Raw genomic sequence first — 12,727 nt, forward strand, 5'->3', positions numbered from 1 at the left:
TCAGAAGACGAGCGAGAAACCCTCCTCCGCCACCTGCTCCTTCGTGTAGGAGATGCCGTCGACCTTGAGGCCGTTCGGGTCGAGGAGGGTCAGGGTGCCACCCCGGTTGCCGAGCTGGACGGGTGCCCGCAGAGCGATCCGCAGCGCATCGCCGGCCGGCAACTCCATCGCGGGCAGAGACATGCGTTGGCCCAGCCGGTCGACCAGAGCCCAGTCGTGGAGGTCGATCAGCGCGGCGCCCGGGTTGAGCAGCGTGACCGTCTCGGGCTCGGGAGCCGGGCCGATCGGGTTGACCAGCGCGGCGATGATGCGCAGCGTGCGATGCGGGTCGGTCGGGCCCGGAATCGGTCCCGGCTCACCCGGCAACGCATGGCCGGTCGTGTCGTCGGTGTGCCAGGTCTGGCTCTGGAAGGCGAGGAAGATCGCCACCCACTGATCGGCGAACCGGAACAGCAGCCCGCCGTCCTGCCACACCCCGTCGTCCTTCGTGAACGATCCGCTGTTGCCCTGGTTCATGTGGATGTCGTGCACACCGTTCCCCGGCGAGAAGCCGAAGATCTTGTCCGGTACGCCGCTCTCCGGCCCCCATCGCTCGCCGATCGCGTAGATCCGCGCATCCGGGTCGGCGAGCGCGCGAGCGGTGAAGAACTCCAGCCGGTCGGCGAGATCGTTGTCCGGCCCGGGCGCTGTCGCCGGCATCGGCCGCATCTGCGCCCGGTCGAACAGATTGCCCCGGATGTAGTCGAGCGCCGCTCCCCCACTGACGCTGTCCACGTCGCTGAACCCATCGGGAACGGTCCGCAGCACATCCAGCACCGGATGCTTGAAGTCCTCCACCGCCAGATAGAGCAACTCCGACGGCGACTGCTGCGACAACACATTCACCGCCACCCGGTACTCCGTACCGCCGCCCCGCACGTGCACCTGGAAATGCGGCGAGTCCACCCCGCCCTCGGCCCGCCGCCCGATCACGGTCCCCACCAGTACGCCGTACCGCTTCAGCGCCATCGTTCGTCCCTCCCCCACAGAGCGGGTTCAGTCGGTGAACCCGTTGGAGAAAAGCATCGCCGTAGTACCGGCATCTACAAACAGCTCGACCCCGGTGATCGCCCGGGCCTCCGCCGACAACAGGAACGCGACCGCATTGCCGATGTCGATCGCCTCGACCGCAGCCGGCAACATCTGCTGCTTGGCGACGAACTCATCCAGCACGTGCTCGTTCCCCCGGACCTCAACCGCCCCCGGATGCACGATGTTGCACCGAATCCCGCGCCGCCCGTAGTCCCGGGCAATCCCCCGGCTCAACGCAGCCAACGCGGCTTTCGTCCCGGCGTACAAGGTGAACGTGTCAGCCGCCCCCGCCGAATGCACCGACCCGATATTGACGATGCTCCCCCCACCGCCCTCCACCATCACCGGCACAACTTCCCGGATACAGGTCCAAGGCCCCCGATAGTTGATCCCGTTGACCCGATCGAACTCCTCCGGAGAAGCCTCCGCCCCATCCCCGCGCGATCCCACCCCCGCGCTGTTCACCAACCCATCAATCCGCCCGAACTCAGCCACCGTCGCGGCCACCACACCCCGCACCGACTCCACATCGGTGACATCGAGCTCCATCGCCACCGCTTCCCCACCCGCGGCCCGCAACTCATCCGCAACACCGACAGCCGCCGCCAAGTCCCGATCCGCAACCACCACGGTCCACCCCTTGGACGACAGCGCCCGGCAGATCCCGTTCCCGATCCGCGGCCCGCCCCCACCCGTGACGATGCAGACGCTCATATCCCAGTACTCCCCTTCGCCGATGGTCCTCGCCATCCTCCCCGAGGCGCCGCACTGGAACGCCGAGCCCCCCGAATCGGTTGCCGCGGCAGCGAGCGGCTGGCCATGCATACCCAACTCGACAGGCAACCGCTTACCCCCAGCGTGTCGGGCCGATTCGCCGGAGTTGTGCGTGCATGGCGATGCGGGTTGGCCACTTTGTGCTCGACGTGAGTGAATCCGTCGCCGAGGGATGCTCAGGCGGAGCACTAGGTGCTGCAGGCAACTGGTTTGGCAGGCTGATGGGGGGTGTTTCGGTCCAGTCGCAGGGCGGCCGCTGCGACGCGACCAGCGCAATCCGAGGCCCCCGGATCCGGCGGGCAGGCCGGGTCCGGGGGCTGGCGAACGGGGTTACTGGCCCGTGAAGACGAAGCTCGAGCCGGGTTCCTTGAGGATGTCGCCGTCGCGGGAGTTGGTGATGACGACTCCTGTGAGGTTGGCGTTGCCCCGGGCGCCGCCCATCGCGAGGATGCCGGAGCCGTTGTTGGACTTGTCGATGCGGACGTTGGTGATGGCGACGTTCGGCATCTCGCCGCCACCGGTCTTGAACTGGATTCCGTCGTAGGTGGAGTCGTAGATGTCGGTGTCGCGGATGGTGACGCCGGGGATCGGGAGGTTGGACGGGAACAGGGTGATCGCGCCGAACTCCTGGTCCTCGTTCCAGAACGCGCCGCCGGTGCGGTACAGGCCGTTGTTCGCGATCAGCGTCGTGCCGGAGAACGGCAGCGGGTCGTGGTCGGTCGCGAGCATGATGCCGGGGTAGTTCATCGTGTCGTAGATCAGGTTGTTCTCGATCTTGTTGCCGTAGCCGCCGTAGATCGCGATGCCGTTGGCGCGCCAGGGCAGCTGGACGGTGTTGTTGGTGAACGAGTTGTCGTGGCCGATGTCGACCGACTGGTCCTTGACGTACTTGCTGGCCCAGACGGCCATCGAGTCGTCACCCGTGGTCCGGAACGACGAGTTGAAGACCTTGGAGTTGCGCGACCCGTTGGCGAAGTTGATGCCGTCGGCATAGATGTCGCGGATCCGCATCCCGCTGAACTCCAGGCCGTCGGCCGGGCCCCACAGGTCGGGGATGTTGTCGTAGTCGCGGCCGACCCAGACCGCGACGTTGGCGTGCTCGATCCAGACGTTGGTGATCTTGGTGCCGGTACCGAACCTGCCGTTCAGCCCGACGCCACCCTCGGCGTTACCGTCACCACCCCGGATCCGGCCGGACCCGAAGATCGCGATGTCCGAGATCTGCGTGAACTTGTCGATGTCGAAGCCGAAGTTGCCTTCATGCGGGTGGTTGATTCCACCGGCGTTCTGCGGCTCGATCGTGGAGTAGAGCTGCGAGTACCACATGCCCGCGCCGCGAATGGTGACGTTGCTGATCCCGACCTGGTTGTACTGACCCCGGTTCAGCGGGTCGTCGGTGAGGATCTTCTTCTCCTGCCGCCATTGGCCGGTCGGGATCCACACGCAGCTGATCACGCCGTTCTGGTCATCGGTGACGGCCCGCTGGATCGCGTCCGCGTCATCGATACCGTCACCGGCGATCGCCCCGTACTGCGTGATGCTGGTGCACCCCGCCGGCTGGGACAACGCGGGCGCCACCTGCTCCAGGTCGATCATGTCGACGATGTAGTACGACGCGGTGTCACCCGAATCGCGCTGCAACTTGAACTTCGTACCCGCCGGGTAGGACTGCGACAGCAACGCGTGCGACTCGTCGAAGAGCCGGCGCGCGTCACCACCCGGGGTGTTGGTCAGCGACTCGGGACCGTCGCTGGTGCCGTAGAGCCAGCTGTAATGCGACGACAGGTTGAGCTTCTGCGCGAACGTGCCGTTGACGTAGAGGCTCAGTGTCGCGTCGATGCCCTGACCGTTGGCCGAGTCGGGGATCGAGTTGCGCACGACGATCGAGTTCGTCTGGTTGGTCGAGGTGAACTCGACGTACTGCCCGGTCGAGTTCAGCCGGACCGACTGCCGCCCCGACGACTCGGTGGCGAAGTTGGTGTGGCCGAAGGTCCGGAGTGCGTCCGTGGTGAGCAGCGTGCCGGTGTAGTTCGCGGCCTCGGCCTCGTACGAGGTGTACGGGACCGCGGCGCCACGGCCGACGACGATCGCGCGGGACAGCGAGTTGTTGGTCTCGTTGGTCTCGGCGACTGCGTTGGTCGAGTCCGCGGTCGCGGTGAGGGTCGCTCCCCCGCTGGTCGCGGTCCACGTGCCGCTGATGGCGACGTTGGAGGTAGCGCCGGCGGCGATTGCTCCGGTTGCGCCGGTGAGGGTCGCGCTGCCGACGGTCAGTCGCGTCGTACTGGCTGCTGCTGACGACGTACCGCGGTTGTTGACGGCGACCGTGAAGCTGACCTGGGCTCCGACGGCCGGGTTCGGCGGGTTGGAGGTGATGCTCAGGACCTGCAGGTCGGGACCGGGAGCCTGCGACACCACCAGTTGAGTCGCGGCGGTGAAGGTGTTGTTGGTGTCGTTCTGCTCGACGACGGCGTTGGTCGGGTCGACCACCGCCGACACGCTGTACGTGCCTTCGGCGCGGGTACCGGCGTTGTACGAGACCGTCGTCGATGCACCGGCGGCGAGAGCGCCGACTGCAACGGTGCCGACGACCGTGCCGCCGAGGTTGAAGTTGAGCGAGCTGGCCGGGGCCGCTGCCGTGCCGATGTTCTGTACGGTCGCCGAGAGCGTGATCGGGGTCGACTCACTCGGCGAGGCCGGGGTCCAGCTGGCCGCGGTGACGACCAGATCCGGGTTCGGGGCCGGCGTACCGATCACCTGGAGTTCGGCGACCTGACCACCGGGGGCGCCGGTGTTGCTGAAGACCTGCAGCCGCAGATCGGCGAGGCGACCGGCGACCGGGATCTCGACGGTGTTGCCCGAGGCCGGGCTGAAGTCGTAGTTGGCGCGCGCCTTCAGAGTGGTGAAGGTGGTGGCGCCCTGGTCACGGCCGAGCACCTCGATGCTCTGCGTCCGCGGTCCCCAGGCCTGGTCCGGGTTGAGCTTCACGACGACCGAGCTGACGTCGGCGTTGGCGCCGAGCTTGACGGTCAGCGTCGACGGGAAGCCGTTGGACTCCCAGTAGGTGGCGACGTTGTTGTCGTTGGCGTTGGTCGCGACGAAACCGAAGACCGACGAGGACGCCTCGATCGGCTTGCCGCTGGCGAGGTTGGTACCACCGCCCTGACCGGTACGCCGGACCCGGTTGCTGTCGCCCGACTCGTTGCCGGCCGCGTCGCGGGCGCGGACGAAGTACTCGACCGTCGCCGTCGCGGGCTGCGACTCGGTGAAGGTGAGCACATTGCCGGCGACCGTGGTGACGGCGGCGTTGTTGCGGTAGACGGTGTAGCCGGTGACGCCGACGTTGTCGGTCGACGCGCTCCAGGCGAGCCGGATCTGGCCGGAGCTCGGCTCGGTGAGCGCGAGATTGCCGGGCACGCTCGGCGCCTGGGTGTCGCCGCCGGTGTCCGGCCCGTAGAGCTCGAACTCGGACAGCTGGCCGGCCGCCCAGCCGGTGTTGCCGGTGATGTTCAGCCGGACGTACCGGGTGGTCGCGGCCGGGAAGGTGATCGTGACGGTGTTGGCACTCCCGGGCGCGAAGTTGTAGCCCGCGCTCGCCACCAGGTCGGAGTACGTCGTGCCGTTGGTACTGCCCTGGACCGCCAGCGTCTGAGTGCGGGCGCCCCAGCTTGCGGGGAGTTTCAGAACGACCCGGTCGACCGCGACAGAGCTGCCAAGGTCGGCCCGGATCCACTGCGGGAAGGCGTTGTTGGTGCTCTCCCAATAGGTGTTCTGGTTGCCGTCGCCGGCGTTGGTGACGGGGTAGTCGCCGAGCGAGCTGTTGGCGGTCAGGGTCTTGGTGAGGACCGCCGTGGTGGCGGCCGAGGCTGCGGGGGCGGTCGGCACGAGGCCGATGACGATCAGGGCGGCCACGACAAGGCCGCCGAGCATTCGTTTCATAGGTGTCCTCAGGGCGGAGGGGCGGGATCTCAAAGTTGCAGAGATTTGCAAGCTTTTTGCGAGACGGTAGCCAAAGGTTGCAGTCCCATCGCCTCTACGTCAACGGCTCGTCACTGGCGGAATACGAGATCTCCGGTCATTCGCTGCCAGCTCGTCTGGTCGGACCAGAGCGAGGTGGGCGCCAGGTATGGGCGGAGGAGGGCGGTCAGGCGGGGGTCGGCGCGGTTGCGGAGCTCGGCCGTGGCGAGGTACCGGGCGGTGCCGGCCAGGAGGTCGGCGAGCTGGATGCGCGGGTCCGTGCGGGAGTCGAGCATGGTCATGCCGCGGAGCGGTTCGGGGCTTGGGGAGACCACTTTGAGCAGCTCGCCGACTCGAGCCACCCGGTGTCGAGTCAGCGCGCTCTGCTCGTCGTGGAGGATCGTGATCTCGGAGCCGTCGGCGGTCCACAGGCGGGCCGTTTCGAAGAGTGCGGGGATCAACGGCTCGAGCGGCGGCGGTACCGGCGAGCGGTCGTCCTGGAGTTCGGTGAGGACGTGGAAGAGCTGCGGGCGGGCGTCGCGGAGCGGTTGCATCAGCGGGTCGAGTCGCTCGGAGCGCATCCCGTCGAGCGTCTGCAGGAAGTGAGCGACCCACGGGCCGTCGATCAGGCGGTAGCGCTTGTGGCGCATCATCTCGACGAAGGTGTCGAGGAACGCGCGCCATCGCGTCGTACCGAAGACGACCGGTCCGGCGCGGTGCAGGGTCCGGGCGACGGGACGCAGGTCGAGCGCGAGGCTGGTGCCGGCGGCGTACGTCGGTTCGCCGATCAGCAGGTCGACCAGGCGGGTGACGGTGAAGTACGTCTTGTCGGTGAGGTGCACGGTCGCCTGGCCGTTGAGCGTACCGAGCAGCCACTCGACGGCGATCCGGTTGCGGAGGAGTTGGCCGGCCTTGTACTCCGTGGCGGAGTACCGGTGGAATCGGGTACGGATCAGGGCGGCGTACTCCGCAGCCGTCTCCTGGTCGAGATGCACGCCTGCGTGGGTGATGAGTTCATGGCCGGGATCGAGCATGTTCGTTCCGGTGAATCCGGATTCGTCACAGGCGATCTCGAGATGTCGCGACGACATGGGGCTCCCTGGGAAGGAAAAACTGCACGCTTGAGGGACCCGGCGACTAAGCAGGGTCGTCGATCACGCGATGGAACGCGGATCAGTAAGCGGCAGCAGCCTTCGCAGCGGACATGCAGCCATCATCGATGGAGCAGATGGCTGGGGCCAAGCTATTTGATCAGGGCTTACGGGCGAGGCCGGCCATGATCAGGTGACTGGCGCCCGTAGGACTGGCGGTCGGGGACGGCCACCATTCGCCGAGGCTGACCAGCCCTGGGTCGAGCAGCTCGAGGCCTTCGAACAGCGTGGCGATCTCGTCGGGAGTGCGGAACGTGACGGCCTTGAAGCCGAGCCGCAGCTTCTCCTCCACGCCGGTGGCGAACTCCGCCCGTCGACTCCCGTCGCGCGGGTTGCACGGATGCGTGAGCGCCAGATACGACCCGGAGGGCAGCGCGTCCAGGTAGCCCGCGACGATCTCCCGGGCGGCCTTGGTGTCGCGGATGTGGTGCAGTACCAGGCACTGGATCACCGCGACCGGCCGGCCGAGGTCGAGCGCGCCGGTGATGATCGGGTTGGCCAGCACGGCCGCAGGGTCGGACAGATCGCCCTCGGCGAAGAAGCTGTGCCGGTCGTCGGCGAGCAGCGCCTGGCCGTGCCGGATCACTGTCGGGTCGTTGTCGAGATAGACGACCTTGGCCTTCGGGTTCACCCGGGCCGCGATCTCGTGCGTGTTGTCGGTGGTCGGCAGGCCGGAGCCGAGGTCGAGGAACTGGACCACGGCCGCCTCGCGGAGCAGCCGCTCGACCACCTCGGCGAGCCAGCGCCGGTTCGCCTGCAGCAGTTCGGGCATCTCCGGCGCGACCTTGAGCACCTGCTGGGCGAGCTGGCGATCGGTCTCGTAGTTGTCCTTGCCACCGAGCAGAAGGTCGTACACGCGGGCGTCGTTCGGCCGCTGCATGTCGACGTCTGGCGCGGTTCTGCGCCGGCCGCCGGTCCCTTCGTCCATCTCCACCCGCCCGAATCAGAAAATCGCAATTACCGGAGGCTATCGCAGCAATTCGCTCTGTACACCGCCAGCACACCCTTACCGGCGATCTGCCCGCGAACTGCCCCGCGCTGTCCCACACCTCCTACCCGGCGGAACGCTGATGGAACCTCGTTCCGGCCCACGGGACATCCCTCGCCGACACTCCGGCAAACGCTTGCCGAAGGCGTTTGGGCCACCCCAGACTGAGCCACTGGCCGACACCGTCGGCCGATCACCCGGATCACCGCCCCGACCGGAGGACACCATGGACCGCAGGACATTCCTGACCAGTACCGCCCTAGGCGCCGGCCTCGCCGTCGCACTCCCCACCGTCGCAGGCGCGGCCTTCACCCAGGCCCGCGCAGTACGGGTGACCACGCTCGACCAGCTGCGCTCGGCGATCGCCGCGGCCAACCCCGGTGACACGGTCACCCTGGCCAACGGCAGTTACGCGGTACCGTCCGGCAGGCCGATCGCGATCCAGGGCAAGCACGGCAACTCGACCGCCTCGATCATCGTGCAGGCCGAGTCGGTCGGCGGCGTCACACTGACCGGCAGCCAGGGCTTCACCTTCGCCGACTCGTCGTGGGTGACGGTCAGCGGATTCAAGTTCCGGCAGACCACGATGATCGACCTGCCGACCAGCTGCACCCATCTCCGGCTCAGCCGCAACGACATCCAGCTCGCGAACACCGAAGGTCTCAACTGGCTGATGGTCCGCTCGGACTACTCGAAGGTGGATCGCAACCACTTCCACAACAAGTCGTCGCTCGGGGTGTTCCTGTGCGTCGAGGGACCCGGGACGTCCGGGATGGCGCGCGGGGTGCACATCCTGCGCAACTACTTCTCCGACCACACCTTCGGCGGCTCCAACGGCGGTGAGCCGATCCGGCTCGGGCTGAGCGGCCGGTCGCTGAGCGATGCCGGCGCGATCGTCGAGCAGAACCTGTTCGAGCGGGCCAACGGCGACCCGGAGGCGATCTCGGTCAAGTCGTGCAGCAACACGATCCGGGACAACACGGTTCGCAACAGCCTCGGCGGGATCGTCCTGCGGCACGGCAGCCGGTCCCGGGTCGAGGGAAACTTCCTCCTCAACGGCACCAACGGGATCCGGATGTACGGCAACGACCACCTGGTGGTGAACAACTACGTCGAGAAGGTGACCGGCGCCGGGATCGTGCTCGGCAGCGGATCGGTGCGCGACGACAAGCCGAGCGATTCGCCGGAGAGCCGCAAGGGCAACGACGCCCCGGACCGGGTGACGATCGCGCTCAACACGGTACTTTCCTGCGGTACCGCGATCGCCGGCGAGACGATGCGGACGCTCCCCCCGCTGGGCTGCACGATCTCCGACAACCTTCTGGTGGGTGACTCGGGTCGTCAGCTCGTCGACATGCCGTATCAGCAGGGAATCACCTGGTCGGGCAACCTGCTCTGGGGCGCGGCCGGCAACGGCAACATCCCCGCGTCGGGCTTCAGCCGCAAGGATCCCTTACTGGCAACGGGATCCGACGGCGTCCGGCGGCTGACCTCGTCGAGCCCGGCGATCAACGCGGCCAGCAGGACGTACTCCACCGTCACCCGGGATCTGGACGGCAACGCCCGGTCGGGCAAGGCGGACGTCGGCGCCGACGAGTACGGCACGGCCGCGCCGATCAACCGCCCGCTGAACCCCGCCGATGTGGGCCCGCAGTCCGCCTGACCTCCTGCGATGAGTTTTCCGGCGCTCGCTCGTCTTCATGAATCCAACGGAGATTCCTGGAGGAGAGATGGCGAAGGTGCTCTACGCGGTGACGATGTCGCTGGACGGCTTCATCGCCGGCCCGGCCGGTGACATGCAGTGGATGACCCCGTACCTCGGTCCGAACCCCGAGGTACGGGACCTCATCGGGCAGATCGGCTCGCTGCTGGTCGGCCGGCGGACCTTCGACGGCGACGACCCGAACAAGGGCCGTCCCGGCGAGGGCAAGGCTTTCGGCGGCGGGTGGGACGGACCGCAGTACGTCGTCACCCATCGTCCGCCGGAAAGCTCTTCTGCCGACCTGTACTTCGTTGACGACTTCGCGACCGCGTTGGCACAGGCGAAGGAGGCGGCGGGCGACAAGTACGTGAACGTGCTCGGCGCGGACATCGCCCGGCAGTGTCTCGAGGCAGGCGAGCTCGACGAGGTTCTCACCTGTGTCGCACCGGTCATGCTCGGCGACGGCACCCGCCTCTTCGACCAGCCTGGCGGGCACACGGTGAAGCTCGAACGGGTCAGCGCTACGGAGGTACCACTGGCGACAAACCTGTGGTTCAAGGTGACCTGACGAGTTAGCTTCGTCGGCATGGATGAGAAGCAGCAGATGCTGCGGAACCAGCAGGCCTGGGATGCGCAGACGGGGGCACATGTCGAGTCGGAGTTCTATGACGTCGCGTCGTTCAAGGCGGGCAAGAACTCCTTGCGGCCGTTCGAGCAGGAGGCGCTCGGTGACGTCAGCGGGCGGTCGTTGCTGCATCTGATGTGCCACTTCGGGCTGGACACGTTGTCGTGGGCCCGGCTCGGCGCTCAGGTCACCGGCGTGGACTTCTCGGCCGAGTCAATCGCCACCGCGACCGCGTTGGCGCAGGAACTGTCGCTCGACGCGAGATTCGTGCAGGCCAACGTCTACGAGCTTCCGGGCGAACTCGACGGCGCTTTCGACTTCGTCGTGATGACCTACGGGACCTTGATCTGGCTACCCGATCTGGACGGCTGGGCTCGTGCGGCGGCCAGGTGCCTCAAGCCGGGCGGCACTTTGTTCGTCGCGGACTTCCATCCGATCGCGATGCTGTTCGACGACGACCTCGCCCTGGCCAGGTCGTACTTCCGTTCCGGACCCGCCGAGCGCGAGGTCAAGCAGACGTACGCCGGTGAGATGGACCAGCCCCACATCCAGACCACCTGGCCGTGGACTGTCGGCAGACTCGTCACCGCCCTCGGCCAAGCCGGACTGCAGGTCACTCGCGTGGACGAGCTACCCCTCGACCTGCGTCAGCGCCATCCAGCGATGGTCCAAGGCGACGACGGCTTCTGGCGATTGCCCGGCGATCCGATCCCGCTCCTGCTCGCGTGCCAGGCGATCAAGCCATGAGGTAGTTAGTGGCATTAACCTAGGTCGAGTGAACAGTGCAGGCAAACGGCCCAGCGGACAGCATCACGGGGATTTGCGGCGGGTGCTGGAGGAGGCTGCGCTCGAGTTGGTGGGCGAGGGTGGGCCGAAGGCGGCGACGTTGGCGGAGGTCAGTCGGCGGGCGGGGGTGAGTGTCGCGGCGCCGTACAAGCACTTTGCGGATCGGGATGCGTTGCTGGCGGCGCTGGTGCAGAAGGGGTACTCCGAGCAGCGTGAGCGGTATGTCGCGGCGATGGAGGGGGCGCGGGATCCGGTGGCGAAGCTGGCGGCGTTCGCGCGGGCGTACGTCCGGTTCGCGGCGGAGCGGCGGGCGATGTTCGAGTTGACCTTCTCGGCGGGGCTGGACAAGGCGGCCTATCCGGAATTGCTTGCTGCTGGCAACGAGCTGTTCGGAGTACTGCAGGAGCCTGCCCGCAAGGCTCGGCCGACCGAGGCGGCGTCGCGCGAGCTGGTGCTGTCGGTAGCCGCGGCGGCGCACGGGTTCGCCGTGTTCGTGCTCGAAGGCGTCCTGGCCGAGGTCGACGAGGCAGAGAAGCTGGCAGAGTCGGCCGCGCGTTCTATCGTGCAGCCGGCCCGGTCGACTCCCTGACGACGAGCCGCGGCACGAGCGACACCTGCCGGCGCGGTGCCTCCGGATCGGCCAGCCGGGCACGCAGCAGCTCCACCGCGATCCGCCCAACCTCAAGTTTTGCAGGGGAAACGGCGGTCAGCGGCACTTCGGACAGGTCGGCGACCTCATCGTCGTAGCTGATCACCGACAACTCCCCCGGTACGTCGATGCCGCGAGCGAGCGCCGCATTGAGCAACACCGTCGCCTCCCGATCCGCGAAGCAGATCACCGCGGTCACCCCGCACCGCTGCACCTCGTCGAGGAACTCGTCAGCGCCGGCCGTGCTCCAGCGTTCGCGCGAGTCGATCAAGACGGGCACGTCGCCGAGGCCGGCCCTGACCTGCGGGGCAGTGTGCGGGCTGACCCGTTCCAGATAGGCGATCCGGGTATGTCCGAAACCGCGCAGATGCTTGAGAGCAGCCCGAGCACCCGCCGCATGATTGGTCCCGACGAACTCATGCACCGTCGCCGGATCCTCCAGCCCCCGCTCGACGAGCACGATCGGCAGCTCCAGCTCCTCGAGCTCCGCCAGCCCTGACGGACCATCCGGCGCGAGGATCAACCCGGCCGCGCCCGCGCCGATCAGCCCGTCGACGGCCAGCCGCTCCTCGGCGCTGTCCCACTCGGTACTGCGCAACAACATCTGCGCACCCTGCTTGGCCAGCTCGCGCTCGATCCCGACGATGATGCGCGGGTAGTAGTACGTCATCGACGGCACCGCGACCCCGATCAGCGGCCCGCTCTCGTTGCTCGCGATGTACATCCCCGAGCCCTGCCGCCGATAGACCAGCCCGTCCTGCACCAGCAGATCGACCGCCCGGCGCACGGTATTGAGGCTGACCCCCTGCTCCCCCGCGATCTGCTGTTCGGTCGGCAACTTCCCACCCGGCCACCGCAGCTCGGCGATCCCCCGCCGCAACTCTTCCGCGAGATGCCGGGCCTTCTGCCCCCGCACAGCCTCCGACGCACTCATCGGGCTGACTCTAGCGGCCCGCCCCTGGAAATTCATTAGCATGAATCCATTGACGAAGAGAATGACTTGCCAGAGACTCATGCGAACAGCCCT

10 protein-coding genes are annotated in these 12,727 nt (G+C 67.5%); 4 read left to right on the forward strand and 6 right to left on the reverse strand.

Features of this window, described 5'->3' with window-relative positions:
* The 5 genes from ABD116_RS23160 to ABD116_RS23180 all read right to left on the reverse strand — a co-directional run bounded on the left by ABD116_RS23160 (nt 1) and on the right by ABD116_RS23180 (nt 7,878).
* Nucleotides 1–1,008, reverse strand: coding sequence for a DUF2278 family protein (locus tag ABD116_RS23160; protein ID WP_343973867.1), 1,008 nt, complete (start codon nt 1,006–1,008; stop codon nt 1–3).
* A 27-nt stretch (nt 1,009–1,035) separates the two neighbouring features.
* Complete coding sequence (locus ABD116_RS23165; RefSeq protein ID WP_343973869.1) at nt 1,036–1,785, reverse strand: SDR family NAD(P)-dependent oxidoreductase; 750 nt, start codon at nt 1,783–1,785, stop codon at nt 1,036–1,038.
* Between the two features lie 390 nt (nt 1,786–2,175).
* On the reverse strand, nt 2,176–5,781 hold the full coding sequence (locus tag ABD116_RS23170) for a CARDB domain-containing protein (protein WP_343973871.1): 3,606 nt from the start codon (nt 5,779–5,781) through the stop codon (nt 2,176–2,178).
* 110 nt (nt 5,782–5,891) lie between these two features.
* On the reverse strand, nt 5,892–6,890 hold the full coding sequence (locus ABD116_RS23175) for a hypothetical protein (RefSeq protein WP_343973874.1): 999 nt from the start codon (nt 6,888–6,890) through the stop codon (nt 5,892–5,894).
* A 160-nt stretch (nt 6,891–7,050) separates the two neighbouring features.
* The gene (locus ABD116_RS23180; protein WP_343973877.1) at nt 7,051–7,878 is read right to left on the reverse strand and encodes an SAM-dependent methyltransferase; all 828 of its coding nucleotides are present in this window, start codon (nt 7,876–7,878) and stop codon (nt 7,051–7,053) included.
* A 286-nt stretch (nt 7,879–8,164) separates the two neighbouring features.
* Between ABD116_RS23180 and ABD116_RS23185 the strand changes: the two genes are divergently transcribed.
* From ABD116_RS23185 to ABD116_RS23200, 4 genes are all read left to right on the forward strand, one after another.
* Nucleotides 8,165–9,601: a polysaccharide lyase 6 family protein gene (locus tag ABD116_RS23185; RefSeq protein WP_343973879.1), complete on the forward strand. Its 1,437-nt coding sequence runs from the start codon at nt 8,165–8,167 to the stop codon at nt 9,599–9,601.
* A 67-nt stretch (nt 9,602–9,668) separates the two neighbouring features.
* On the forward strand, nt 9,669–10,208 hold the full coding sequence (locus ABD116_RS23190) for a dihydrofolate reductase family protein (protein ID WP_343973882.1): 540 nt from the start codon (nt 9,669–9,671) through the stop codon (nt 10,206–10,208).
* Nucleotides 10,209–10,226: 18 nt separating this feature from the next.
* Nucleotides 10,227–11,012 carry a class I SAM-dependent methyltransferase gene (locus ABD116_RS23195; protein ID WP_343973885.1) on the forward strand — a complete coding sequence of 262 codons (786 nt, stop codon included), beginning with the start codon at nt 10,227–10,229 and terminating at the stop codon, nt 11,010–11,012.
* A 28-nt stretch (nt 11,013–11,040) separates the two neighbouring features.
* The gene (locus ABD116_RS23200; RefSeq protein ID WP_343973888.1) at nt 11,041–11,640 is read left to right on the forward strand and encodes a TetR/AcrR family transcriptional regulator; all 600 of its coding nucleotides are present in this window, start codon (nt 11,041–11,043) and stop codon (nt 11,638–11,640) included.
* On the opposite strand, the gene ABD116_RS23205 is transcribed toward ABD116_RS23200, so the two are convergent.
* Complete coding sequence (locus tag ABD116_RS23205; protein WP_343973890.1) at nt 11,609–12,634, reverse strand: GntR family transcriptional regulator; 1,026 nt, start codon at nt 12,632–12,634, stop codon at nt 11,609–11,611. The genes ABD116_RS23200 and ABD116_RS23205 overlap by 32 nt on opposite strands.
* Between the last annotated feature and the right edge of the window lie 93 nt (nt 12,635–12,727).

The organism is Kribbella koreensis (genome assembly GCF_039525325.1).
Taxonomy (GTDB): domain Bacteria; phylum Actinomycetota; class Actinomycetes; order Propionibacteriales; family Kribbellaceae; genus Kribbella; species Kribbella koreensis.

Excerpts from the sequence above, each read along its gene's own strand:
- ABD116_RS23190 (WP_343973882.1), top strand. The coding sequence starts at position 9,669 with ATGGCGAAGGTGCTCTACGCGGTGACGATGTCGCTGGACGGCTTCATC.
- ABD116_RS23175 (WP_343973874.1), bottom strand. The coding sequence starts at position 6,890 with ATGTCGTCGCGACATCTCGAGATCGCCTGTGACGAATCCGGATTCACC.
- ABD116_RS23165 (WP_343973869.1), bottom strand. The coding sequence starts at position 1,785 with ATGAGCGTCTGCATCGTCACGGGTGGGGGCGGGCCGCGGATCGGGAAC.
- ABD116_RS23185 (WP_343973879.1), top strand. The coding sequence starts at position 8,165 with ATGGACCGCAGGACATTCCTGACCAGTACCGCCCTAGGCGCCGGCCTC.
- ABD116_RS23170 (WP_343973871.1), bottom strand. The coding sequence starts at position 5,781 with ATGAAACGAATGCTCGGCGGCCTTGTCGTGGCCGCCCTGATCGTCATC.
- ABD116_RS23195 (WP_343973885.1), top strand. The coding sequence starts at position 10,227 with ATGGATGAGAAGCAGCAGATGCTGCGGAACCAGCAGGCCTGGGATGCG.
- ABD116_RS23180 (WP_343973877.1), bottom strand. The coding sequence starts at position 7,878 with ATGGACGAAGGGACCGGCGGCCGGCGCAGAACCGCGCCAGACGTCGAC.
- ABD116_RS23160 (WP_343973867.1), bottom strand. The coding sequence starts at position 1,008 with ATGGCGCTGAAGCGGTACGGCGTACTGGTGGGGACCGTGATCGGGCGG.
- ABD116_RS23205 (WP_343973890.1), bottom strand. The coding sequence starts at position 12,634 with ATGAGTGCGTCGGAGGCTGTGCGGGGGCAGAAGGCCCGGCATCTCGCG.